Origin of the sequence: Nostoc sp. PCC 7107, assembly GCF_000316625.1 — a bacterium.
GTDB lineage: Bacteria > Cyanobacteriota > Cyanobacteriia > Cyanobacteriales > Nostocaceae > Nostoc_B.
In genome coordinates this window covers 2,472,347-2,496,796 of record NC_019676.1, presented here as the reverse complement: position 1 = coordinate 2,496,796, position 24,450 = coordinate 2,472,347, and the positions used below count along the sequence as shown (strand labels likewise).

General features: G+C 40.4%; 19 protein-coding genes. 7 read left to right on the top strand and 12 right to left on the bottom strand.

From position 1 onward, the window contains the following. Positions 1–146: 146 nt before the first annotated feature. Both NOS7107_RS10670 and NOS7107_RS10665 read right to left on the bottom strand, forming a co-directional pair. A complete protein-coding gene (locus NOS7107_RS10670) occupies positions 147–1,313 on the bottom strand; it encodes a cysteine desulfurase family protein (RefSeq protein WP_015112985.1) in 1,167 nt (388 codons plus the stop codon). A gap of 163 nt (positions 1,314–1,476) precedes the next feature. Then, positions 1,477–2,175: a Uma2 family endonuclease gene (locus NOS7107_RS10665; protein WP_015112984.1), complete on the bottom strand. Its 699-nt coding sequence runs from the start codon at positions 2,173–2,175 to the stop codon at positions 1,477–1,479. A 624-nt stretch (positions 2,176–2,799) separates the two neighbouring features. Between NOS7107_RS10665 and serA the strand changes: the two genes are divergently transcribed. Both serA and prmA read left to right on the top strand, forming a co-directional pair. After that, the gene (gene serA / locus NOS7107_RS10660) at positions 2,800–4,380 is read left to right on the top strand and encodes a phosphoglycerate dehydrogenase (RefSeq protein ID WP_015112983.1); all 1,581 of its coding nucleotides are present in this window, start codon (positions 2,800–2,802) and stop codon (positions 4,378–4,380) included. A gap of 75 nt (positions 4,381–4,455) precedes the next feature. After that, positions 4,456–5,370 carry a 50S ribosomal protein L11 methyltransferase gene (gene prmA, locus NOS7107_RS10655; RefSeq protein WP_015112982.1) on the top strand — a complete coding sequence of 305 codons (915 nt, stop codon included), beginning with the start codon at positions 4,456–4,458 and terminating at the stop codon, positions 5,368–5,370. A gap of 189 nt (positions 5,371–5,559) precedes the next feature. Here the strand turns inward: prmA and NOS7107_RS10650 are convergent, their stop codons facing one another. The 3 genes from NOS7107_RS10650 to aroC all read right to left on the bottom strand — a co-directional run bounded on the left by NOS7107_RS10650 (position 5,560) and on the right by aroC (position 8,917). Then, positions 5,560–5,820, bottom strand: a complete 261-nt coding sequence (locus NOS7107_RS10650; RefSeq protein ID WP_015112981.1) for a SemiSWEET transporter — start codon at positions 5,818–5,820, stop codon at positions 5,560–5,562. Between the two features lie 77 nt (positions 5,821–5,897). Then, complete coding sequence (locus NOS7107_RS10645; protein ID WP_015112980.1) at positions 5,898–7,700, bottom strand: lipopolysaccharide assembly protein LapB; 1,803 nt, start codon at positions 7,698–7,700, stop codon at positions 5,898–5,900. 128 nt (positions 7,701–7,828) lie between these two features. Beyond that, complete coding sequence (gene aroC / locus NOS7107_RS10640) at positions 7,829–8,917, bottom strand: chorismate synthase (protein WP_015112979.1); 1,089 nt, start codon at positions 8,915–8,917, stop codon at positions 7,829–7,831. A gap of 205 nt (positions 8,918–9,122) precedes the next feature. Between aroC and NOS7107_RS10635 the strand changes: the two genes are divergently transcribed. Together NOS7107_RS10635 and NOS7107_RS28990 are read left to right on the top strand one after the other, a co-directional pair. Continuing rightward, a complete protein-coding gene (locus NOS7107_RS10635; RefSeq protein ID WP_044499889.1) occupies positions 9,123–10,142 on the top strand; it encodes a tRNA-dihydrouridine synthase family protein in 1,020 nt (339 codons plus the stop codon). A 211-nt stretch (positions 10,143–10,353) separates the two neighbouring features. Next, positions 10,354–10,542, top strand: coding sequence for a hypothetical protein (locus NOS7107_RS28990; protein ID WP_172641449.1), 189 nt, complete (start codon positions 10,354–10,356; stop codon positions 10,540–10,542). 231 nt (positions 10,543–10,773) lie between these two features. On the opposite strand, the gene NOS7107_RS10630 is transcribed toward NOS7107_RS28990, so the two are convergent. The 3 genes from NOS7107_RS10630 to NOS7107_RS10620 all read right to left on the bottom strand — a co-directional run bounded on the left by NOS7107_RS10630 (position 10,774) and on the right by NOS7107_RS10620 (position 15,098). Continuing rightward, positions 10,774–11,217 (bottom strand): hypothetical protein, encoded by a 444-nt coding sequence (locus tag NOS7107_RS10630; RefSeq protein WP_015112976.1) that lies wholly within the window; start codon positions 11,215–11,217, stop codon positions 10,774–10,776. A gap of 150 nt (positions 11,218–11,367) precedes the next feature. Then, positions 11,368–12,849, bottom strand: a complete 1,482-nt coding sequence (locus tag NOS7107_RS10625) for a site-2 protease family protein (protein ID WP_015112975.1) — start codon at positions 12,847–12,849, stop codon at positions 11,368–11,370. A 320-nt stretch (positions 12,850–13,169) separates the two neighbouring features. After that, on the bottom strand, positions 13,170–15,098 hold the full coding sequence (locus tag NOS7107_RS10620; RefSeq protein WP_015112974.1) for an alpha-amylase family glycosyl hydrolase: 1,929 nt from the start codon (positions 15,096–15,098) through the stop codon (positions 13,170–13,172). 632 nt (positions 15,099–15,730) lie between these two features. Here NOS7107_RS10620 and NOS7107_RS10615 point away from each other — a divergent pair. Continuing rightward, positions 15,731–16,783, top strand: coding sequence for a hypothetical protein (locus NOS7107_RS10615; protein WP_015112973.1), 1,053 nt, complete (start codon positions 15,731–15,733; stop codon positions 16,781–16,783). Here the strand turns inward: NOS7107_RS10615 and ligA are convergent. Beyond that, positions 16,776–18,818 (bottom strand): NAD-dependent DNA ligase LigA, encoded by a 2,043-nt coding sequence (gene ligA / locus NOS7107_RS10610; RefSeq protein ID WP_015112972.1) that lies wholly within the window; start codon positions 18,816–18,818, stop codon positions 16,776–16,778. The genes NOS7107_RS10615 and ligA overlap by 8 nt on opposite strands. 153 nt (positions 18,819–18,971) lie before the next feature. On the opposite strand from ligA, the gene NOS7107_RS10605 reads away from it, so the two are divergent. Both NOS7107_RS10605 and NOS7107_RS10600 read left to right on the top strand, forming a co-directional pair. Then, on the top strand, positions 18,972–19,940 hold the full coding sequence (locus NOS7107_RS10605; RefSeq protein WP_015112971.1) for a glycerophosphodiester phosphodiesterase: 969 nt from the start codon (positions 18,972–18,974) through the stop codon (positions 19,938–19,940). A 174-nt stretch (positions 19,941–20,114) separates the two neighbouring features. Continuing rightward, positions 20,115–20,816 (top strand): peptidoglycan-binding protein, encoded by a 702-nt coding sequence (locus NOS7107_RS10600; RefSeq protein WP_044500723.1) that lies wholly within the window; start codon positions 20,115–20,117, stop codon positions 20,814–20,816. A gap of 95 nt (positions 20,817–20,911) precedes the next feature. Here NOS7107_RS10600 and NOS7107_RS10595 read toward each other — a convergent pair whose 3' ends face one another. The 3 genes from NOS7107_RS10595 to NOS7107_RS10585 form a co-directional block, all read right to left on the bottom strand. Then, the gene (locus NOS7107_RS10595) at positions 20,912–21,652 is read right to left on the bottom strand and encodes a superoxide dismutase (protein WP_015112969.1); all 741 of its coding nucleotides are present in this window, start codon (positions 21,650–21,652) and stop codon (positions 20,912–20,914) included. 117 nt (positions 21,653–21,769) lie between these two features. Beyond that, a complete protein-coding gene (locus tag NOS7107_RS10590) occupies positions 21,770–22,459 on the bottom strand; it encodes a Uma2 family endonuclease (protein ID WP_015112968.1) in 690 nt (229 codons plus the stop codon). Between the two features lie 363 nt (positions 22,460–22,822). Further along, a complete protein-coding gene (locus NOS7107_RS10585) occupies positions 22,823–24,244 on the bottom strand; it encodes an NADP-dependent isocitrate dehydrogenase (protein WP_015112967.1) in 1,422 nt (473 codons plus the stop codon). Positions 24,245–24,450 lie beyond the last annotated feature (206 nt).

Below are 24,450 nucleotides of genomic sequence, written 5' to 3'. Positions count from 1 at the left end.
TTTTAGGGGTCATTTTCCCAGAACTAAGGGGAAAACAACGGGTTGATTTTGAGTATTTTGCCTCTTTTTTTGATAACACAGGCTTTGAGAGTTTGGCAAGTGGATCATGTAGAGTCTAAGTAAGTGCTTTAGATTAGGCGATCGCACTACACCAAAGTTTTTTGTTTACGTAAACTTTGAATGGTAGCGATCGCATGTTTTGCTACTATATCAATTTCCTCAGATGTATTAAATCTGCCAATGCCAAACCGCACAGAGGCATAAGCTAGTTGCTCAGAATTTCCCAAGGCTGTGAGAACATGGGAAGGTGCGGTAATTGCGGATGAACAAGCCGAACCAGAAGATACCGCTATTACAGGTTGCAGTCCGAGGGATAATGCAGCACCATCAACTCCCGCCACGCTGATATTCAAGTTTCCCGCTAGTCGTTGGGTGGGGTGTCCGTTGAGGTGAATTCCTGCTAATTGCGATAGTTGTAACCACAAACTTTCTCTTAATTGAGTCAGGCGTGCGGTTTCGGTTGCTTGTTCTGCTAAAGCAATTTCTACAGCTTTGCCAAAACCAACAATTTGCGGTGTGTACAATGTTCCCGAACGCATTCCCCGTTCATGTCCACCGCCGTGCTGCTGAGGTGCAAGCTGGACTCTGGGGTTGCGTCTGCGGACATACAATGCACCGATACCCTTTGGCCCGTATACTTTATGAGCAGTCAAGGACATTAAGTCGATGTTCATTGCCTCCACATCTAAGGGGATTTTACCAATAGCTTGGGCAGCATCTGTATGGAAAATGATATTGCGATCGCGGCAAATTTTGCCAATGTCTGCTAAAGGCTGCAATACGCCAATTTCGTTATTCGCCGTCATCACCGATACCAAAATTGTTTCTGGACGACAAGCTTTTTCTAATTCATTTAAATCAATCAATCCGTCTTTTTGTACTGACAAAATTGTAATTTCAAACCCCAGACTTTTCAGGTACTCGCAAGGGTCTAAAACTGCTTTATGTTCTGTTGCGACAGTAATAATATGCTGACCTTTTTGAAAATAAGCTTCAGCGATACCTTTAACTGCTAAATTATTCGCTTCTGTTGCACCGCTAGTAAAGACAATTTCTGCGGGTGTGGCGTTAATTGCTGCTGCTAATATTTCTCGCGTTTGTTTGACAGCCGCTTCTGCTTCCCAACCATACACATGATTAATACTCGCAGGATTGCCAAATTTTTCGGTGAAATACGGCAACATTGCTGCTAATACTCTTTCATCGACGGGTGTAGTAGCATGACAATCAAGATAAATAGGACGATTAGACATAATCAGCTTAAAACTTGACTTAATTTTCTTAAAACTTGCAAAACTTTATATAATTCATTTTCTCTTCTTAACAAAGTAAATTTATCAGAAATAGTATACGTTGATCTATCTGATTTAATTAGTTTCAAGACAAGAAAGTTACTCCCATTCGTTCAATCAACTCTTAATCCAGAGTATCTGGATCTATCCCCAAGGCTCTTAATTGTTCTGCCAATTGTTGAGCGCGTTGCTCTGCCAATTCCGCGCGTTTTTGAGCTTGTTTAATTTGTTCTTCTGGTGTCGGATATCTGTTCCCGGCTTCGTCATACCAATAAAGCCATTCTCTAGTTACACCGCAGTAATTTCCTCGTTCACAACCAATTCCTAAGCCGATTTCTGCTAACCAAACAATATTCCCTGGTTGTAATTGATACTTACCATTAACCAACTTATGTACTTCTAAACGAGGTTTGCGGCGACGACGAGGAGAATAAATCACATAATATAGTACACCTAAATCCTGGTATTTGTTTAATTTATCGCTGTATTCTTTACGATAATTTTGCGAAACTACTTCTAAAGCCAAAATTGGCAGAACATTTTCATCCCACAGCACATAACTAGGACGCAGTTCTTCATCATAGAACCGTTCTACACCCAAACTCAAAAATCCATCTGGGACAATTGGCGGTTGATCAGGGTCATAATAAATACCCATATCTATGCCAAATAACCAGTCCATCCTGTCAGACCAAAGTATTAACAGAATAGCCTTGAGTAACCCTGGTATTAATTCTTGCAGTTCATTATCCACAGGAGTTTCATCAGAATCTGGTAGTTCTTCAGCGGAGGGCAAGTACCTCGGCAAGTTGTACTCTAACATGGTGGTTTCCCCAAAACTTACGGACACTTGGCTTTCGTCTATGAATCCACGCCAATATCCTCACCAGAATTATAGCGATTTCCGATTAACAGGTTACAGGAGGAAAGTTTTATACTTCCTACCCCCTTATATCCATAAGCCCTAATGATTAATAAATATATTAGTTTTTTGGCTCTCTTATTGGTTTATATTTACCAGAGGGTGTAATAACAGCCACTGATTTTCAGAGACTAGGAGGCAGCGTCAGACGATTTTAGATTTGAAATTTTGAATTTTGGATTGCTCCATAGACGTTGTTTTCAGAGGATGTCTAAGAAGTATCAAAATATTTATTCTGATCCCCTCGCCTGTGCCAGTCGCTTTCTTGCTTTATCAGACACTCTAATATCAACAGCACAAACTAGTACAACAAGGCAAAAGTAAAAAGGCAAAAGGCAAAAGGCAAAAGAAAGAATAGTTATCCCACAAGCATTTTAGCAATTCCTTATGGTATGTTTATTTCCGCCGTGCGGTACTAGGCAATCTAAGTTGATAGTAAACGAATATTTTTGCTGAATTGCAGCGGATAAAGACTAAACTAAAAAGTCTTGTGCAGCATAACCTATAGATTTAAATGAAGTAATCATGTCCAAGGTTCTCGTCTCCGATCCTATTGACCAAGCTGGGATTGACATCTTATCCCAAGTTGCTACTGTTGATGTCAAAACTGGTCTAAAACCCGCGGAATTAATTGAAATTATTGGTGATTACGATGCGCTAATGATTCGTTCTGGCACAAGGGTAACAGAAGAAATCATTGAAGCTGGCACACAGTTAAAAATTATTGGTCGTGCTGGTGTTGGCGTGGATAATGTTGATGTGCCTGCTGCTACACGCAAAGGAATTGTTGTAGTTAATTCTCCTGAAGGGAATACGATCGCAGCGGCAGAACACGCACTGGCAATGATGTTGTCATTATCTCGCCACATTCCTGATGCTAACGCTTCTGTCAAACGTGGTGAATGGGATCGCAAAACTTTTGTCGGTGCAGAAGTTTACAAAAAGACTATCGGTATTGTCGGTTTAGGTAAAATCGGTTCCCACGTTGCGGCTGTGGCTAAGGCAATGGGAATGAAATTACTAGCCTATGATCCCTTCATCTCCAACGACAGAGCCGAGCAAATTGGCTGTCAGTTGGTAGACTTGGATTTGCTCATGCAGCAAGCTGACTACATCACACTCCACATTCCCAAAACCCCAGAAACTACCCATTTAATCAATGCTAAAACTCTGGCAAAAATGAAGCCCACAGCGCGGATTATTAACTGCGCTCGTGGTGGAATTATTGATGAAGCAGCTTTAGCCGCAGCGATCAAAGAAGGTAAAATTGCTGGTGCAGCTTTGGATGTGTTCGAGTCAGAACCGCTGGGGGAATCAGAATTGCGATCGCTCGGTAAAGAAGCCATCCTCACTCCCCACCTAGGAGCCTCCACCACAGAAGCTCAAGTGAATGTAGCAATTGACGTTGCTGAACAAATCCGCGATGTACTGCTGGGACTCCCTGCACGTTCCGCCGTCAACATTCCCGGACTCGGCCCCGATGTCTTAGAAGAACTTAAACCCTACATGCAGCTGGCGGAAACCTTGGGTAACTTGGTCGGTCAGTTAGCTGGTGGTCGAGTAGAAACACTAACCGTCAGACTACAAGGCGAACTCGCAACTAATAAGAGTCAGCCCTTAGTGGTAGCATCCTTAAAAGGTCTACTTCACCAAGCTCTGCGGGAACGGGTAAATTACGTCAATGCCCACATCGAAGCCAAAGAACGAGGAATTCGCGTCATTGAAACACGCGATGCTTCTGTGCGCGACTACGCCGGTTCTCTGCGTCTGGAAGCCACAGGTACTTTAGGTACTCACTCAGTTACAGGTGCGTTGTTGGGTGAAAAAGAAATTCACTTAACAGACGTTGATGGCTTCCCAATTAACGTTCCCCCAAGCAAACACATGGTGTTCACCTTACACCGCGATATGCCAGGGATTATCGGTAAACTCGGTTCTCTTCTCGGCAGTTTTAACGTCAACATTGCTAGTATGCAGGTAGGACGGAAAATCGTCCGAGGTGATGCAGTAATGGCTTTGAGTATTGATGACCCCTTACCCGATGGTATTTTGGCGGAAATCACCAAAGTACAGGGAATTCGAGACGCGTATACAGTAACTTTATAAGGCAAAAGTAAAAGGGCAAAAGTAAAAAGAACTCAATTTCTTTTGCCTTTTGCCTTTGAACTTTTAACTTTTTTTATGGCAAACACTTGGTGGGAACTGCAAATTTTATGTGAACCAGAGCTAGAAGATTCGATCTTTTGGCGGCTGGAAGATTTTGGTAGTCGGGGTACAGCCAGCGAACGCAAAGGGAATTCTTCGTTAGTCAAGGCTTACTTACCGCAATTTCAAGCCCAGTTATTAGATTTAGGTGCATTGGCGTTGTGGTTGCGTCAAGATGCTTTATGTGTCGGAATGTCTGCGCCCAGTTTACATTGGCAATTAATCGATGAAGAAGATTGGGCGAGTAGCTGGAAGCAATATTGGCAACCCCAGGAAATTGGCGATCGCTTTTTGATTAATCCTGCATGGCTACCAATAGCAGAAACAGACCGTTTGGTGATTCTCCTTGATCCCGGTGTGGCCTTTGGTACGGGGAACCATGCGACAACGCAACTTTGTTTAGAAGCCCTAGAAATGCGCTTGAGTGAGGTTCCCCAATCGTTTGTGGGAAATCAAGAAAGAGAATCAGTGATAATTGCAGATATCGGTTGCGGCTCTGGTATTTTATCCATCGGGGCAATTTTGCTAGGTGCTGAAAAAGTCTATGCGGTGGATAATGATCCCTTAGCAGTGCGATCGACTTTTAGCAACTGCGCCCTCAATAACGTGAGCTTAGAACGTCTGATTCCCGCCGAAGGTAGTGTAGATGTTTTGAGCCAAATTATCGAGAAACCAGTAGATGGCATCGTCTGTAATATCTTAGCTGAAGTGATTATTCAGTTGGTTCCCGAAATGACTGCGATCGCCAAACCGACAACTTGGGGTATCTTTAGTGGCATTTTATTAGAGCAATCTAAATCAGTTGCAGATGTATTAGAAAAACATGGTTGGGTTGTTGCAGCTTTGTGGAAAAAGAAAGAATGGTGCTGTTTAAATGTGCGGCGTTCTTAATTAATTAAAAGCTATAGCTTTTGCTAAAAATATCAATCCCACAAATTTAATAGCAGAGGTACAATTGTTTGTACCTCTGTATTTTGGTATATATTTCTATCGATATTTTATCTGAGGGCAATATTATAATTAGTAATGTATTTAATTTAGAAATATTTAATCCTATAAGTGATACTCAAACCGTTGAATTTAATTTGATTTATATCTGATTTTCAAGCATAAAATTATCAAGTTAAAAATAAATGATATAGCATTAGCAAGAATAATCGGCAACGCTTGTAAAGCAATACCATAAACTAACCATAATAACAATCCACTCATAAATGTAATCAACATCACAAAAGAAACATCTTTTGCTGATTTGCTTTTCCATGTTTTAAACATCTGGGGCAAAAATGCAATGGTAGTTAATGCCCCAGCTACTAATCCTAAAATTGTCAAAAAATCCATTAGATTTGACTAATAGCAGTCAATGATATGCGACGAACATATATTAACATAGATTAATATTGCAAAATCTCAGTTATTCATGATTTTTGGGTGTTTTTCAGATAACTTTTAGCCCAAGCATACCTTCGTAGGTCTTTCTTAAGTAAATATGTTGCTGCTTCGTGGCGTTGTTCTTCATTTTTTGTATTACGGAATACTCGTTTGATTTCATCATCTATATCTTCAGGTTTAGCCCCGCGTTTGATTGCTTCTTCAAAGTAATAATTACTTTTATCCCTGTCACCACAACTGAAATAAATTGCACCTAGTAAGGTATAAGGCTGATAACTGTCTGAATGAAAATCTATAGCTTTTTTGGCACATTTTTCAGCCTTATCTAAGTTGTTCATATCTCTGAATGCTCCGCCTCTAGTAACTAGAATTGCAGATTTTAACTTATTTTCTTTGACTTTATTCAAGTCTAAGTCAGTGACTCTTAATGCCTGTTCTGGTTCATTGGCTTTACGCCAATAACTACTAGCGTTAGGTATATTCCAGTTATTCCCAGTACGCATAATTTCTTGCTCGTAAAACTCCGCTTCTAATCTATAGTGTGCAGTTGCAATCTTGCCCTCACGGGACAACATATTTTGTTCTATTAACTGAGTGACTAATACAATATCAAGACGTTCTTTTTTCTCTAGTTTTAGCATGATTTCGTAAAAAGGCTGCATTGGTAGATTAGGTTCTATCAATCCATATTTTCTCTTGAGAATAGCGTAGTGCTTCTGTTGAGCTAAAACAATGATATCTTCGCGTCCATTATTTTTCAGCCATTCAATATCTAAATCATTCGGTAACTCTTCTAAATGTATCTTAGATTTTAGAATAGATATATATTGTTCATTAGCAATTTGTATAGTCTCAATGAGCTTGCGTTTTTTGAGAAAGTTAATATCTTGCTCACCTAACTTATGTTCTCCCTCCAGACTTTTAAGAATTTTATACAAATGACTCTTGGGTGATGAGTCTTCATATTGATGTGCTTTATACTTGAGTTTTAAATTTGTAAATTCTCGTATTTTTTCTAACTCTTGAGCAATAGTAATCGTTTCAGTTAGCCCTTTTTTTTCTAACCACTTTAATTCTGAATCACTTAATTGTTCATCACTGTCTAGCTTTTGTAGAATAGAGTACAGTGGACTAGATAGTGATACATCTATATATTTATCTGCGCGATAATTTATCTTTAATTGGACAAATTTTGTTTGCTTTTCTGCTTCTTGTTGCTCAAAAATTTTGACAGCTTCAAATAGTTCCCTTTTTTGCAACCATTCCAACTCAAGATTGTTGATTGTTTGCTTATTCTCCAGCTTATTGAGAATTTTATACAGTGGACTATCAGGTGATAAACCTTGATATTTAGTAGCTTGGTACTTTTCCTTCAAGGTCAAAAAATGTTTTTCTAATTTCATCTTATGAGCAAGAGAAATTGTCGCACCAAGCTGATTATTTTTTAGCCATTCAAGCTCGGAATCAGTGAGTGCTTTTTCTGAGTGAAGCTTCCAAAGAATCGGGTAAAGAGTAGTACAAATATTTTGAAAAGCTCTCGAATTGTTAGGTACTTGATACTGAGATTTAAGATAGGAAAACTCATTTTCTAATTTTTTCAGTTCGTCTAAATTAGATTGTTGCTGTTGGTAAATAGTTTCAACAGTTTGAAAAAGTGCTTGTTTTTTTAACCAATCAAATTCTAGGTCAGTTAACTCAATACCTAAATTAGCTTTTCGTAGTATGAGATACAGCAGACTAGCTGGTGAGGTATCTTGATAATTAGTTGCTTGATATTTAGACTTGAGTGCAGTGAAGTGTTTAAGCCGAATTTCTGATTCTGTATCCATATTGATAGTAGATGCGATCGCACTTACACAGATGTGTTATTCGCTACTATAACAACGTCGTAAAAAAAGGGCGAGTAAAATACTGCCCCAGGAAGAATAAATATTTTTGCAAATCAAAAGCGTATTAATTACAACACCTTACACTGTCCGTGATGCCGCAATAAATGGTCACATAAAACCAGCGCCACCATAGCTTCTACCATTGGAACTGCACGGGGTAACACACAGGGATCATGTCTACCTTTCGCTGCTAATAGTGTTTCTTCACCCTCACGCGTGACGGTTTTTTGTTCTTTTCTAATAGTGGCTGTTGGTTTAAAAGCCACTCGTAAAATGATATTTTCGCCGTTAGAAATACCGCCTTGAATGCCACCAGAACGGTTAGTTACAGTGCGAATTTCCCCATTTTCATCAATATAAAATTCGTCGTTATGTTCAATTCCTGTTAACAGTGTCCCTGCAAAACCTGAACCAATTTCAAAACCTTTACTAGCAGGAAGCGACATCACCGCTTTAGCAATATCAGCTTCTAACTTATCAAATACTGGTTCACCCAAACCTTTCGGCACATTTCGGGCGACACATTCCACCACACCACCGATAGAATCACCTTGTCTGCCAGTTTGCTCGATTAATTCAATCATCCGATTGGCGCATTCATCATCAGGGCAGCGGACAATGTTACTTTCTACTTCTTCTAAGGTGACAGTATTAAAGTCAACTATGCCTTCTAAATCTTTAATACGTTTGACATAACCAATCACTTCTACATTAGCAACTTGTCGGAGAATTTTTTTAGCGATCGCACCTGCGGCTACTCTACCAATTGTCTCCCGCGCTGAAGACCTACCGCCCCCTTGCCAATTCCGAATTCCGTATTTAGCATCATAGGTCGCATCCGCATGGGAAGGGCGATATTTCACTGCCATTTCGTCATAATCTTGCGGACGGGTATCTTTATTTCGCACCAAAATCGCAATCGGTGTCCCCAGAGTTTTTCCCTCAAACACCCCAGACAAAATCTCACAGGTGTCTGCTTCTTTCCTCGGCGTGGTAATCTTACTTTGTCCTGGTCGCCTTCTGTCTAACTCAAACTGAATTTCTTCCGCGGTGATTTCCAGTTGCGGCGGACAACCATCAATGACAACTCCCACCCCGCCGCCGTGGGATTCACCAAAAGTAGTGATGCGAAATAGATGCCCAAAAGTATTGCCCATGATTGTGAGGAAAAAGGATAAGGCTTATGTATTTTACCGAGAGTTCTGGCAAATGTTAAGTTTCACGAATTCTGCTTTACCACCTAAGTAGCCGTCATGAACTGCGTACAGCAGAACGCAGTTCATGACGGCTACTTACAATAAGCTTCCCTAATAGATTCATTTTGTTTGATAGAGTGATGCTGTGTCGAATGCTCTCCATTTTATGTCCCAGGTATCGCTTCCTCAATCGCTTCATCTAGATTTACCCCTGACTGCTCTTGCACCTATGCAGGATGTCACAAATCTCTGGTTTATGAAGGTTATCAATCAGTACGGCAGTCCTGACTACTTTTTTACCGAATATTTCCGCGTCAATGAAACCTCACGACTCAACCCTAGCATTCTGGCATCAATCACCGAAAACGATACTAGTCGCCCTGTTTTTGCTCAAATGATGGGTGAAAGCATTCCCCATTTAGTCAGAACAGCACAAGAACTCTGCGGTTATAATATTGCGGGAGTTGACTTGAATATGGGCTGTCCCGCACCGAGAATTTACCGCAAGAAAGCTGGGGGTGGATTGCTGCTTTCACCCGAAAAAGTTAATAGAATTCTGGGAGAATTGCGGCAAGCAGTTAATGATCGACCTTTCACGGTCAAGATGCGTTTAGGCTTTGAAAATACCGATACCTTTTACCAAATTCTAGATTTGATCAATCACCACAACATTGATTTGCTGAGTTTACATGGTCGCACAGTTCTAGATCGATACCACGGGCGAGTGAATTATGATTTGATTGCCGAAGCCGTCAGACGAGTCAATTGTCCAGTGTTGGCTAACGGAAATATCTACTCAGCGGCACAAGCATTATCGGTGCTGGCTCAAACAGGTGCAGCTGGTGTGATGGTGGGACGCTGGGCAATTGGCAATCCTTGGATTTTTGATCAAATCCGGCAAGTCTTGCGTTTGGAACCGATCGCACCCGTTCCTTTGGTCGAGGTACGCAAATACATTGATCGTTTGTGGCAAACTCCAGCAGCACCAAATATCCCAGAGCGTGCGCGTGTAAGCTACCTCAAAATGTTCCTCAACTATATTGCCTTGAGTGTTGACTCTGAAGGTGTTTTCTTGCGGCTGATGCGACAAACTCAGACTCAGGCAGAACTGTTTCATTTATGCGATCGCTTTCTTGTTGTTGATACTACGCAGACTTTTGCTCTAGCGCCTTACTCTGGTGTGTAATTATGACTGCTACAGTTGACTCGAAATCATGCTTGAGATGCGATCGCCTTCCTCATTAGCACAGCCATTATTAATCCACTAGAAATTTCTCGCCTCCATCCGCGGATGGGTATGTGTACAAAATTGAGTTGGGAGTGAAATCTCTGTGTTTGAGTCAGTGCAACCTTTTGGAGCTACAATCAATTAAAATATTGTTAGCATTTAAGTGAAAGTGCCAAACGATTCTGCAAGTTTTATGACTGTAACACCCCAGACAGAGAAAGACAAATTACAGGCAAGTAATAGTATAGAAATAAATCAAGAAATGGAAGTAGAAAAAATTCTCTGTCCTCATTGTTTGCGTACTGCTACAAATGGGATTAAATGTAAAGGTATTTGTGTTGCTGATAGTGATTATTAAGCTATCCCGCCTATTCCTTTTGTAGTGAGTATTTTCCAAAAAGACCGATAAATTCTTTTGGAAAACCTAACCATTCTGATTGAATTACTTCATCTGGAAAATCTATAACTGTCCAATATGATTTCCCCATTTTTGTAATTATCTAGTGCTTGCCAATTCTCTTGTTTAAGAAAGAAATACCAATTAAAATTTATTCATACATACTATATATGAGATCAGAATAAGTTCTAATTATAAAACCATTAAATAAGTATCTTTTCCTTCAAATGGTAAAAGTCTCAATTTTTGATTGATTAAATCGGGTTCTAAACCTAAATCTTCTAAAGGTATCAATCCTAATAAAGGATCTGAACCTTCTGGTAATTCAATACAATTAAATATTCCTTCTCGCCCTGCAACAGAAAGATTTAACATTTTAAAAATCCGAGCTTTGTGTATTCCTGTAGCTATTTTTACGTCTACTTCCCCTTGAAGAGGTAATCCTAATTCAAGAATAATATTTTTAGGTAAGCAAAGTCTTGTTGCACCTGTGTCTACCAAAACATCATATAAAGTAATTGAGCGTATTTGTTCTGGAGGAATAAATCCTCTTTCTGCAAGTGTCTGGTCAATTTGGTTGGTAATAGTAATTGTGGTAGTTACTTTGCCCATTTTCTCACTTTTGCTAAGTGTCATGTTGTCCAAATTCCAATACAGTTTATTTAAGCACGGTGAGATGAAGAGGTAAGCGCGAAGTTAAACAGGGTTTTTTTGGCAGTAATGGTATGACCCAAATCAATTGGCCCATACCACTACGATTTAAAGTTTAGGATTCTTCAGAGTTAATCACCCAATGCCCAAACGCCCAGCTAAACCTGGAGTTAAGGGTAAAAGCGTGGCAATCATTAAAAATAGTGCCAAAAGACCTAACGCGGCTCTGGCATCATCGGGTTCGCTGATTTCGTTGAGGCTGGGGCGTTCTAAGTCTCGTTGTAAAAACACAATGACAATTGCCCAGTACATCGCCAAGGTATTACCAAGCGAAACTAATGCCAACAAAATTAAGGTGGCAAATGTGGCTCTTCTGGCGGTTTTGCGCCCATAAATGGCTTGGACGATGCGTCCACCATCTAGAGAACCGGCTGGCATCAGGTTTAAGGCGGTGATTACCAAGCCCAGCCAACCAATGATGACTAAAGGATGGACGTTGACTAAGGGTGATTGTAAAGCTGAACCGAGGACTACTCGCGCCAAGCTGCCGACTAAAATTGAGCCTTGGAAGAACTGATTAGGTAATTGAAATAAACTGCCTGGGTGGGAAAGTAATAACCCCACAATCAACATGATTAAAGAGAGAATACCGCCAGCGGCTGGCCCTGCCAAAGTAATATCGAATAATGCAGTACGGTTGGGTAAAAGAGATTCAAAGCGGGTAATGGAACCAAAGGAGCCAATCTGTACAGCAGGTAAAAAGAAAGGCCAGCTAAGACGGACTTGGTAACGCCGCGCAATTACCCAATGACCGATTTCGTGGGCAATCAAAATTACAAATATGCCGAGGCCGATGGGTAGGGCTTGGGTAAAGCGTGCTGGGGTAGCAAATAAATCGAAGTTCAGGAGTAACCCGGCAGTTTCTAAACATGTAGCCAGAGTGGCGATGAGCAAAATTCCGGCAAAGGCTTTTTGCCCTGTTGTAGTGGGACGGGGATCGTTACGGCTAGGTAATACAATCACCACAGGTTTACCGTCTGTGCTTTCGACTAAAAACAGGCGATATTGTTCACCCAGACGTTCGCGTAACTTATCACTGAGGCGGTTGTGAACTTCTTGGGGTTCGCCGCGCAGATTACCGTTAAAGATAGCGCCTTCTTGATAGGCGATCGTTTCTGTCGCAAAAAATGTATCAATGCCAAAAATGCTTCTAATGGCACTCAAATCTGCTTCGGGAATTGATAAGACTTCTTTTAGTTCGGCAATAACTGGTGTTTGTGCAGCATTACCTTCCGAGGTGGAATTAGCTGCAAGCCTTTCTGTTGCTCGTTGCTGGAGAATGGCATCTTGCCCAGCCGCCCGTAATTGTCTACCAAGGTAGATATATAATCCCGCAGAAGCTACCACCAACAACAATATCCCGACTATGTTGAGGTAAATTCCCGCAGCAAACAAACCAAAGAATAGCAGCCAGGGAGACATTAACACCACTGATTGCAACCAGGCTAAGATTCCCAGTTTTCCAAAAGGTCTAGCGCGATAAAAGCCCCAGCCTAATATGCCAAAAGCTACTAATAAAATTGTCCCAATTATAGGAGTTTCTGAGGAAGCAAACATTTCCAAACCCTTCGCTGTGAACGACCAAGCCTGAGTTGGTCAGGTGTGAAAAGCAGGAGGCAGAGAGCAGCGCGTTGCGGGGGTTCCCCCCGTTGTAGCGACTGCGGAGAGGCAGGAGAAAAAGTATGACTATTCCTGTCATTCATGCTTTCGGTCTGACTCTTTATGCTTCTTGCTATACATTTAATGTATAACGCCACCCGTTTTTCTCCCAAATCACTTATAGGGTGATGAATAAGTTTTAGTAGGGAGACAATGTGTATTTTTTATGTATTACACATTATCTCCCTATACCCTCCGAGCCTTCAGACTTCAGACTTCTAAGATTCGCGTCCGGTTGTCCAAGTGTCGCGCCATTTAACTGTGCCTTCTTTGGCAACTACCCAACGGCGGGGGGTGGTGTTTTCCCGCAGGGGCGATCGCCCTTCGCGCCAGAGGGCATATTTATAACTAATTAATTTGCCTGCACTTTCATCAAAGGGAATTTCGGCAAACCAAGTATTGGCGTTGATATATTCTAGGGGATAAGCTTTACTAATATCCCAATTGCCTAATTCTGGGCAGTCGCCTGTAACAACTATGGTTTCACCCGGTTGGGTATCTACGCCATTAAGTTGCACCCGAATAATGGTTTGTCCTTTAATTCTCTCACCAACGTGGCTGATGACAATTACTCCCCGTTCTTCTAGGTGTAGGTCGTAAATTTTGCCGTCTTTGACTTCGTATTTATTGCGTGTAATGACACAAGTATGTTCGCCGTCGGGTAGTTCTGTTTCGATTTCGGGTAATGTGACTTCGCCACCTCGGTTGAGGGCGACGAAGCACAGGGAATCATGATAGCGGCGGACGTAGCAGTAAACATCGGGGGTGATGTATTTTTGCCAATGACTACCCATTGAAATAGCAGGGTTCAGTCGTCGTAAACCTGATAGTAAGCGAAGGTAGCGATAAACTTCGGTGTCGTTGTCCCATTTTTCCATCATGGGGCGGTTGTAGGGGTCGTTACCGCCATCGGTGTCGTTATGCAGATACTGCTCTGTACCGTAATAAATGCAGGGGATACCACGGGATGTCATGATTAAGGCGATCGCCACTCGCAACATCGCTGGATCAGAGTTCAGCGATTGAAAGCGCGGCATATCGTGGTTATCGATGAAGGTGATTAACTCGGTTGCGCCGTTGTAGCGGTAGTCTTCATCAAAAATGTATTGAATTGTCTGAAATCCGTTTTCTGAACCTTGGGCGAGGGCGGCGCGAATAGCTACACACAAGCCAAAGTCTAGAATAGTCATTCCGGAATTATTGGCAAATTCCAGAGAGCGATCGTCCTGCGGCCCACTATAAATCCATTCGCCAAAAATAAATACATCTGGTCTGTGATTATACATATCCCCTGTGAATTCTTGCCAAAACCAGATCGGCATGTGTTTCACAGTGTCTACCCGCAGTGCATCTACGCCTCTATCTAGCCATTGTTTAATGGCTGATTTGATGTACTCCCGATATTCGCTGTTGTTTTCATTGAAGGTGGCTAAACCAGCTAATTCACAGTTTTGGACTTGCCAATCATCTTCCCAGTTCTGTACTTCACCATAATGGTGATACCAGTTATTAACATCGTTATGGAAGTCAGCGATTTTTACACCGTCGTCATACAATTCACCTTTACTACCGCTGGTATCAGGGGTGCTGTGGTTACAAACAATATCCAGCACCAGTTTCATGTTGCGTTTGTGCAACTCTGCAATCAAGCGATCAAATGTTGTATTTTTGGCTTCTTGGGTTTCATTTAAAGAAGGGTTTTCGTCTTTAGTAATATACCTGGGATTGATGCGTTTAAAATCTTTTGTCCAATAGCCATGTATGGCTGCATTCCCCACAAATAATTCTTCTACTTGCTCAAATAACGGAGTTAACCAAACAGCGGTGACTCCCATATTTTTGAGATAGTCTAATTTATCGATCACACCTTGCAAATCACCGCCCCAGTATTTACCCCAGTCTTGTCCGCTGGGATCATACAATTCTGGGTTAATGCCTTCACTATTTTCGGGATCGCCATCATGAAAGCGATCGACAACGATAAAGTAAATTGTTTCTTGGCGAAATTCAATATCTCTGGTGTAGAGAAACTCTAGATTAAGCTCTGTATCTGATGGTGGCGTTTGAATCAGCGCTTCTACTTCGGCTGTGGCTGAATCTACTGTATATTGGTCTGGTGAGAATTGGGATTGAGGTGTTTGCACCATAAAAGTTGATGTTATGTGTTGCTTTGCACTTCGGTATTATGCCATCCTGCTATTGGTAAAGAAAATCTATCGAGAGCTAGTTTATTTTCTATCGTTAGATATAGTTCTCTTGCTAGAGGTTAAAAAATCGATGTTCTGGCAGTTAATATATGTAGATTTTGTTGTCAAAATTAAATTAATCCTAAGAAATTAGCTTTTGGTAGAATATTATGTTGCATAAATTGTCAAGGTTATGTGATACAAAACAAATCGAATTTATGTAATGTAGTGCATCAAATATCAGGATGACGAACTTTGTTTGGTGATGTGAGAATTTATAGAACTGTTAAAAAAAATTATAAATTGATTTTTTATGGTAATCATTAGCAGTAGATGAATTAGGAAATTCAACTGTTGAAACAAAATAATTTTAATGAAAGCTCAGTTTATCGAGGCTAATTAATCTAAATGATGGGTGAATTGTCCAAATTTATAGCAAATTTTTGCTGTTTTTTGCGGACATATTGCTAATTACTTTTGGATGTCTCATTTGGAGGATGAAAAAAGTTAAGTGGATTAATTAAATACAAATAAATATGAGTTGAAAGAAAATTTTAATCAAACTAGTAAGCAATCAACAGGGGGTAACAATTATGACTAAATATGATAACGTTTTTAACTCACAAAAAACATTAACTGAGTCTTTAACACCAGAAGAGGCTGTAGCAGCGATCGCGGTGGTAACGGCGATCGCCGATTCTTCGATTGAAGAAGTAGATTCCGAAGGTTTAGCAGGTATTTTGTGGGAATTTGAGGTTTTTGAAGAATATTCAGAAGACGAAATGATCGAAATCGTCGATAAACTCATCTATATGGCCGAATCACAAGGGTTGAGTCCGTTGTTTAACACTGCGAATGAATCTCTCCCCGAAGATTTAGTCTTAGATGGTTTTGCAGCTGGGGTAGTTGCACTTCTAGATGAAGAAGAATTAATTGTTCCTCAAAATAAACAGCCTTTCTTGAAAAGGTTACAAGCAGCATTAGATATTGAAGATGAAGAAGCCGATGAAATTGTCAAAGAAATAATTGCGGCTTTTCAAGCAGGGGAAAATGAAGCAGACTTTGATGATGAAGAGGACACAATTACTTTAGAAGACTATCTCGAAGATGTCTATGAATCTCCTTTAGGCAACTTTACAGTTTCGATTCCTGTTGATCCAACACAAGGAGGTAAGATTCAAACCCAAGAAGGAGTAGTGGGTTTTTCTGATGACTTTGGGACTTTGTTACGGATTGATTATTATCCTCTACCTCCAGAACAGTTAGAAGAATTAGAATCTGAAGGACAGGAGGAATATTTAAAAAATATCGTAGTAGATAAATATATCCCCCAAGCAATTTTTACGAATGTGTCAGATGCTCAAATCAAGTATAGTGAGTATTTAGAAGAAACCTTTGCCGGCGCATATTACGCCTTAGTTGATATGCCTAAAGGTTCAACAATGTCTCAACAAGGAAATAACGGTACTGCTACTAGATTGGATGCTTATCGTGGATTGCTGGCTTTTATTAATGGAGAGTTTTTATATATAGTTAGCAATCAACGCAGCTTTTTATATGGCGAAATACCAAATGACATCGCCGAAGAAGCTGAGTATATTAAGGATAATATTTTGTCTTTTGTGGAGACGATGGAGTTTAGTTAATCTCTACCTCTAACATATTTAATAGCTGTGTCTCAGTTAACTGAGTAATTCCCAAAGCTTGGGCTTTCTCTAATTTAGAACCAGCATCTTCTCCTACTACCAAATAATCAGTTTTTTTACTGACGGAATCTGTGACTTTACCGCCAGCTTTTTGGATGAGTGCTTTAGCTTCATCGCGCTTTAAGGTGGGTAATGTGCCTGTCACCACAAAAGTTTTTCCGGCAAACTTTTGATGACTATTACCAATGGTTGTAGTTTCGTCAGCAACGAATTGTAAATTTGCGGTTTTTAAGCGTTCAATTAAAGCTTGATTGGCATCAATCTGAAACCACTGATAAACAGATTGGGCGATTTCTGCACCAATGCCATAAATACCGGCAATGTCTGATTGTTTGGCGGTTTCTAATTTCTCAACGGCGGGATATTTTTCAGTGATGAGTTGGGCATTCACACTGCCAACATGACGAATGCCTAAACCATACAATACCCGATGCCAAGGTTGATTTTTTGATTGGGCGATCGCATCTACTAATTTCTGTGCCGATTTTTCCCCCATTCTTTCTAAACTACATAATTGGGCTTCTGTCAAATCATACAAATCAGCGACAGAATGCACCAAACCTTTATCTACCAGTTGATGCACTAATTTTTCCCCCACACCTTTAATATCTAAAGCATCCCGGCTAACCCAATGTTCAATGGAACCTTTGAGAATAGCTGCACAAGAAGCATTCACGCAACGAGTTACGGCTTCTCCTGATTCTCGCACCACTTCTTGACCGCAAACAGGACAATGGGAAGGCATAACAAATGGTACAGTATCAGCCGGACGCAGTTCTTTAATTACTCGCACCACTTCGGGAATAATTTCCCCAGCTTTGCGAACAATGACAGTATCACCGATGCGGATGTCTAATTGAACAATGCGATCGCTATTATGTAAGGTAGCGCGAGAAACTGTTGTCCCCGCCAATTGTACCGGACGCATCTCTGCCAACGGTGTTAACGCCCCAGTTCTACCAACATTCACCGCAATATTTTCCACACGGGTGGGTGCTTCTTCCGCTGGGTACTTCAACGCTACCGCCCAGCGCGGGAATTTTTGGGTAAACCCTAATTGTTCTTGCAGTTTAAAAGCATTCAACTTTACCACTACACCATCGGTCATGTAGGGTAAATTCAATCTTTCCGTATCCCAGTATTTATAGTATTCTGCGACTTCAGCCAAAGACTCACACAGTTGATGATTAGGATTTACCCGAAAACCCATTTTTTGTAATAATTCCAAGGCTTCCCATTGGGTATTAGCAATACTCGCATCATCCATCCCCGGAATATGCAAAGTGTAAGCAAAAAAATCTAATCGTCGTCGCGCCACAATGCGCGAGTCTAACTGTCTGAGTGTCCCTGCGGCGGCGTTGCGGGGGTTAGCAAATAATTGTTCGCCTGCTTTTTGCCGTTCTTCGTTGATTTGCTTAAACACTTCCAAGGGTAAAAATGCTTCACCGCGCACTTCCACTCTTTCTATTGGTTCTATCCCATCAAAGTTTAAACGCAAGGGAATAGAACGAATTGTTCGCACATTTTGGGTAATTTCTTCACCCGTAACCCCATCACCTCTAGTTGCACCCCTGACTAATACACCATCTTGATAAGTCAGCGCCAAAGCCGAACCATCAATTTTCAGTTCCGAGACATATTTTACCGCGTCAGTTGTCGGCAGTTGTCGCCGCCAACGTTGATCCCAAGCTTGCAACTCATCAACGTTAAAAGCATTCTCCAAACTGTACAAAGGGATATTGTGGCGTACTGAGGTAAAATGTGTGGCTGGTCTTTCACCCACCCGCTGAGTTGGACTGTCGGGTGTAACCAATTCTGGATTCTGAGTTTCTAACTGTTGCAATTCGCGGTATAGCTGGTCATAGACTGCATCTCCCATGATGGGCGCGTCTAAAACATAATAGGCGTAACTGGCTTGTTGCAAAAGCTGGCGTAATTCTTCTATGCGCTTGAGTTGAGGCTGAGTCTGAATCATTATACTTATGGAAGGATAGTGAGTAAATATAATTTTATTTGTTGGGATAATTCTAGGTTAATCTTTCTGGGTATCAAAAAGCATCAGCAAGAAGTCATAGGCGATCGCATCCCGTCTCCCAATATTAACATTTGTTAAAAACATACCCTGATAATGAATAAAAAACCCATCATTATTGCTCATCGCGGCGCTAGTGGCTATCGCCCAGAACATACTTTAGCCGCTTATGAATTAGCAATTAATTTTGGTGCAGACTACATTGAACCAGATTTAGTTTCAACTCAAGATGGTGTTTTAATTGCGCGTCACGAAAACGAAATTTCCGAAACCACTAATGTTGCCAAACAACCCGAATTTGCTCAACGGCGCACAACTAAAATTATCGATGGCGAATCAAAAACGGGTTGGTTTACAGAAGACTTCACTCTAGCCGAAATCAAAACATTACGTGCCAAAGAAAGAATCCCTCAATTACGTCAACAAAATACTATTTATGATGATTTGTGGGAAATTCCCACACTCCAAGAAATTATTGATTTAGCCAAGAACTACAGTACAAAACTGGGGCGCAATATTGGCATTTATCCTGAAACAAAGCATCCCACTTATTTTAGATCGATAAATTTAGATTTAGAAGAACCTCTACTTGCCACTTTAGATTATCAGGCAGAAAATACACCTATTTTTATTCAGTCTTTTGAAGTGAGTAACTTACAATATTTAGCTCAAAAAACCCATTTACCTTTAGTCCAATTAATCAATCTTACTGGTCAACCTTTTGATTTTGTTGTTAGTGGTGATATTCGCAAATATACAGATTTAGTCACCATATCAGGATTAGAGGAGATTGCTAAATATGCCCAAGCAATCGGCATTCATAAAGATATTTTAGTCCCTAAAGACAGTGAAAATAAATTGCTATCACCTACATCTGTGGTACAGAATGCTCATGCTGCTGGTTTACAGGTACATATCTGGACTTTTCGCAACGAAGACTACTTTCTACCTCTAGACTTCCAAGGTAATCCCCAAGGGGAATATGAACTATTTTTCAGTTTAGGGGTTGATGGCGTATTTAGTGATTTTTCTGATACTGCTCTAAGTGTGCGCGATCGCTATTAATCAGTTGATATTTCTTAATAATTTACCATCTCAGGGCGAAAACTGAAATTATACTTAAGGCTACTTCTAAAGGTATGAGAAATATTATAAATCCATAATCATCTAGTCTCACTTCCTCCATCACCATAGATGGTTTCCAAAAAATTAACTAGTGCATCCCAAATTAAGGTAATTATGGTAACTAAATTAGAAGCATTTAAATCACCTCGATTTATTGGGAAACCTCTTTTAGCAGACGTTGAATTTTTTGACTCCCTTGAAAAAGTTGATCAATTTGCTACGGATGCTAGTATCAAAATTTATGTCACAAGTTCAACTCGCTTACAAGGTGGTGTAGTTTCCGGCGCAGTTGTTCGTCCTGCTAGTCGGTCAAATCATTTGGTAGGACATGGTATTGATATGAATGTGATGCTAGGAGATAAGCTATTTAACAGCAATGCTCTTGATAAAAACAACTTAAAAAATCTACCTAAAAGCATTCAAAACTTTATTCAAAGCATCCGTAATGAACCGATGCTGCGATGGGGAGGAGATTTTACACCCGCAGATTCAGTTCATATTGATGATGGGTTAAATGTTAGAGATGCGGCTACTTGGGATGCAAAATTTCCCATTATCCAAGCAGAAATGAGAGCTTTATCGCAACCTAATGCTGTTTCTGGACAGCCAAGAATTTTATTTCTGACTGACCCCACAATGCAAGGAGATGATGTGATTGCTGTGCAGAAAGCTCTCATCCAAAAAGGGTTTAGTCTGAAAGCCGATGGGATATTTGGTGCGGCTACCGATAATGCTGTGACAGCTTTTCAAAACAAGCAAGGTTTAACAGCAGATGGTATTGTCGGCCCAGGTACGCGCAAAGCATTAGGACTGTGATATTTAGCCATACCCTAAATAATTTGTAAAAAACAAAATCCCCGACTTCTTTAAGAAGTCGGGGATTTGAGCTTATTTGTATTTACAAATCAACCTTAATAAGCAAATTTATTTGCTTCTGTGAATCGACTATTAATCTCATCCCAGTTAACAACATTCCACCATGCTGTTAAATAATCGGCGCGGCGATTTTGATAATTGAGATAATAGGCGTGTTCCCAGACATCATTGCCGAGAATGGGGTATTTCCCTTCACTAATGGGATTATCTTGATTAGCTGTAGTTGTAATTTCTAGTTTGCCATTTTTATTCCGTACCAACCAAACCCAACCACTCCCAAAACGTGCTGCACCAGCTTCGTTAAATTGCTTTTTGAAAGCTGCAAAATTACCAAAAGTTTGATTAATGGCGGTGGCTATTTCTCCTGTTGGTTCTCCGCCTCCCTCCGGCTTCATAATTTTCCAAAACATTGAGTGGTTAACATGACCACCGCCATTATTGCGGACTGTTGTACGAATATCTGCGGGAACTTTGCCAAGTTTGCGTAATAGTTCTTCAACAGATTTATTTTTCAGTTCTGGGTGTTTGTCTAATGCAGTATTCAAATTTTTCACATAAGCTGCATGGTGCTTATCGTGATGAAACTGCATTGTTTTCGCATCGATATGTGGTTCTAGGGCTTCGTAGGCGTAGGGTAAAGGTGGTAGTTCAATTACACCTGTGGTACTTGGCGCTTGACTAATAGGTGATTTGTCAGCCAATGCAAAAGAATCTAATGCAAAAGTACCAGCACCTGCACCCAGTAAAAATAAGAAATGTCTACGGTTAAGAGTCATAAGAGTTTTTTGCAGCAAATTTACGCAATTTGTTATCAGTTTTTATTGTCATAGATTTGGGCTACAAAAAATTGCCTTGATGGCTTAAACATCAAAATAAATATTGTTAAATTTAGGTTAAATACTATCAGGGTCTACACCCAAAGCTTTTAATCTCTCTGCTAGTAATTGGGCGCGTTGTTCTGCTTGTTGTGCGCGTTCATCACCAGTCAGTAAAATAGTACCTGCTTGGTCACACCAACGCAACCAACTATCATTTCTTCCTTCAAATTCTCCAGTCCACAAGGTAACGCCTAAACCAATATCTTCTAACCAATTATTTGTAGTTTCTAGATAACGTCTCCCCTTAATCGTATAAATTCTTAAAACTTGCTCTCCTAAGTTTTGATGTGGGTCATAAACAATATAATAAGCAACTCGCATTTTTTCATAAATTTGAAGTTTCTCATCTAATTCATTGCCCTTTTTATTAGAGACAATTTCAATTACCAGTTCTGGTGATTTACCAAATTTCCAAACTAGGTAACAACGATTTTCTTTTTCCCACCAATTCTCCGGTGTTTGAACATCAAAACTTACAAACACATCAGGAACAATTGCAGGTTCAGTATATGTATGGTAAACCCCAACATTAGCTGCGGCTAAAAAAACCTGATTTTGTAAAGAACTATAAAGAGAACTAACTAAAAGGCGTTGTTGTTTTTCAGATGCAAGGTTATCCACTGGTGTATCATCTTCAGTTATGAGTAGGTTAGCATCTGGTATGTCACAATCATCAATATCTTTGACTAAAAGTTGCTCACCCATGACTTTATCCACTACTGAAGGGTTGTATTTATTATAAGTAAAATTATCGCTGCTCTCAACCTGATTTAACCTAATAATTCATTCCCTGCAACATTAAAACCTGGATGGACATTTTGAGTTTTGACAACTTCACCAGCAATAAACACTCATCATTGATTTTTAGTAATTATAATAATTCAACTATTTTCAGGGAATACTAACCAAATTTCTTCACTACCAGATTTCAAAGATTCTTGAGATTTGGCAATCATATCTTCTGCTAAATTTGTAGGAGAAATAGTTGCAGCTATTAAAGAAAAACTTTGAAATTAAATAATCAATCTTATTAGGATGAGGTTTTCCCATCCTAATAATTAACTAAAATTAACCGAAATGTTTGATAATTGCGTCGGCAAATTCAGAACATTTGAGTGGTTCTACTGGTGGTTCGAGTAACCTTGCTAAATCGTAGGTGACTTGACTGTTAGCGATCGCATCACTTAAACCTTTCTTAATTAAGTCAGCAGCTTTTTGCCAACCCATATATTCCAACATCATCACGCCAGACAAAATCACTGAACCAGGGTTAATTTTGTCTAAACCAGCGTGTTTAGGTGCTGTACCGTGAGTTGCTTCAAAAACGGCGCAAGCATCGCCAATATTCGCACCTGGCCCCATACCCAAGCCGCCAACAATAGCAGCAGCCGCATCTGATAAATAATCACCGTTGAGGTTCATTGTCGCCAGAATTGAATACTCATCTGGTCTGGTTTGGATTTGTTGAAAAATACTGTCAGCAATTCGGTCATTGACCATGACTTTATCTTTCCACTTGCCATTGCCGTGGCTGTCCCAAATTGAGTTAAGAACTGTTTCAACTTCCTTGACAATTTGAGCTTTCTTCTCTGGAGTGAGGGCATCAAAACCAGGATCAATTTGACGGGCGTTTTCTTCTAGGGAAATATCTGGATTTTTCTCCTTGTTGCTTAAAATCCAAGATTCCCGTTCGGTGACTGTCTCTTGACGAAATTCTGTAGTTGCTAGTTCATAACCCCAATCGCGGAAAGCGCCTTCGGTGTACTTCATGATGTTGCCTTTATGTACCAGCGTTACCTGTTGCTTTTGCTGGGGTAAGGTTAAGGCGTGTTTGATGGCGCGACGTACTAGGCGCTGGGAACCAGTTTTGCTGATGGGTTTAATCCCGATACCAGAATCGAGAGGGATTTGCTTTTTCCCGTGTTCTGGGGTGGCGGGGATGAGTTCGTTGTTGAGAATAGAGATTAAGCGTGAGCCTATTTCACTACCTTGTTTCCACTCAATCCCCAAATAAATATCTTCAGTGTTTTCTCGATAAACAATTACGTCTAGCTTTTCAGGGTTTTTGTGCGGTGAAGGGGTACCAGCATAATAACGGCAAGGACGCACGCAAGCATACAAGTCAAAAATTTGACGTAATGCTACATTTAAAGACCGAATTCCACCACCCACGGGAGTCGTCAAAGGCCCTTTAATTGCCACACCATATTCCTTAATTGCTGCGAGAGTGTCTTCAGGTAAATACTGATAAGTACCGTATAAATCACAGGCTTCATCACCAGCATAAACCTTAAACCAACTGATTTGGCGTTTACCCTGATATGCTTTAGCTACCGCCGCATCTAGTACCTTTTGGGTAGCAGGCCAGATATCGATACCTGTTCCATCGCCACGAATAAACGGGATAATTGGATTGTCAGGCACAATTGGCTCACCATTTTTAAAGGTGATTTTTGATCCATTTGTCGGGGGGGTAATCTTTTCGTACATAGTTCAAACACTCCAGAAAAACATAAAAAGTATGAAGTATGAAGTATGAAGTATGAAGTGTCAAATATAAATTTCACCTTCAGCCTTGATTCTTCATCTTGCGTAGGTTCTAGCCTCTATTTCCTAGCCTCTAGTCGTTAAATATGCAGATTTTCCCCCTATTCCCTTTGTATAGCATTTCGGGATTTCAGCGAAACTGGCGCAAT

Bases quoted from the DNA above. Each gene is read 5' to 3' on its own strand.
- ligA (WP_015112972.1), bottom strand. From the start codon at position 18,818: ATGATTCAGACTCAGCCTCAACTCAAGCGCATAGAAGAATTACGCCAG.
- NOS7107_RS10595 (WP_015112969.1), bottom strand. From the start codon at position 21,652: ATGACTCTTAACCGTAGACATTTCTTATTTTTACTGGGTGCAGGTGCT.
- NOS7107_RS10670 (WP_015112985.1), bottom strand. From the start codon at position 1,313: ATGTCTAATCGTCCTATTTATCTTGATTGTCATGCTACTACACCCGTC.
- NOS7107_RS10615 (WP_015112973.1), top strand. From the start codon at position 15,731: ATGACTAAATATGATAACGTTTTTAACTCACAAAAAACATTAACTGAG.
- NOS7107_RS10630 (WP_015112976.1), bottom strand. From the start codon at position 11,217: ATGACACTTAGCAAAAGTGAGAAAATGGGCAAAGTAACTACCACAATT.
- NOS7107_RS10635 (WP_044499889.1), top strand. From the start codon at position 9,123: ATGTCCCAGGTATCGCTTCCTCAATCGCTTCATCTAGATTTACCCCTG.
- NOS7107_RS10605 (WP_015112971.1), top strand. From the start codon at position 18,972: ATGAATAAAAAACCCATCATTATTGCTCATCGCGGCGCTAGTGGCTAT.
- NOS7107_RS10665 (WP_015112984.1), bottom strand. From the start codon at position 2,175: ATGTTAGAGTACAACTTGCCGAGGTACTTGCCCTCCGCTGAAGAACTA.
- NOS7107_RS10650 (WP_015112981.1), bottom strand. From the start codon at position 5,820: ATGGATTTTTTGACAATTTTAGGATTAGTAGCTGGGGCATTAACTACC.
- NOS7107_RS10585 (WP_015112967.1), bottom strand. From the start codon at position 24,244: ATGTACGAAAAGATTACCCCCCCGACAAATGGATCAAAAATCACCTTT.
- serA (WP_015112983.1), top strand. From the start codon at position 2,800: ATGTCCAAGGTTCTCGTCTCCGATCCTATTGACCAAGCTGGGATTGAC.
- NOS7107_RS10600 (WP_044500723.1), top strand. From the start codon at position 20,115: ATGGTAACTAAATTAGAAGCATTTAAATCACCTCGATTTATTGGGAAA.
- aroC (WP_015112979.1), bottom strand. From the start codon at position 8,917: ATGGGCAATACTTTTGGGCATCTATTTCGCATCACTACTTTTGGTGAA.
- prmA (WP_015112982.1), top strand. From the start codon at position 4,456: ATGGCAAACACTTGGTGGGAACTGCAAATTTTATGTGAACCAGAGCTA.
- NOS7107_RS10645 (WP_015112980.1), bottom strand. From the start codon at position 7,700: ATGGATACAGAATCAGAAATTCGGCTTAAACACTTCACTGCACTCAAG.
- NOS7107_RS10590 (WP_015112968.1), bottom strand. From the start codon at position 22,459: ATGGGTGAGCAACTTTTAGTCAAAGATATTGATGATTGTGACATACCA.
- NOS7107_RS10620 (WP_015112974.1), bottom strand. From the start codon at position 15,098: ATGGTGCAAACACCTCAATCCCAATTCTCACCAGACCAATATACAGTA.
- NOS7107_RS10625 (WP_015112975.1), bottom strand. From the start codon at position 12,849: ATGTTTGCTTCCTCAGAAACTCCTATAATTGGGACAATTTTATTAGTA.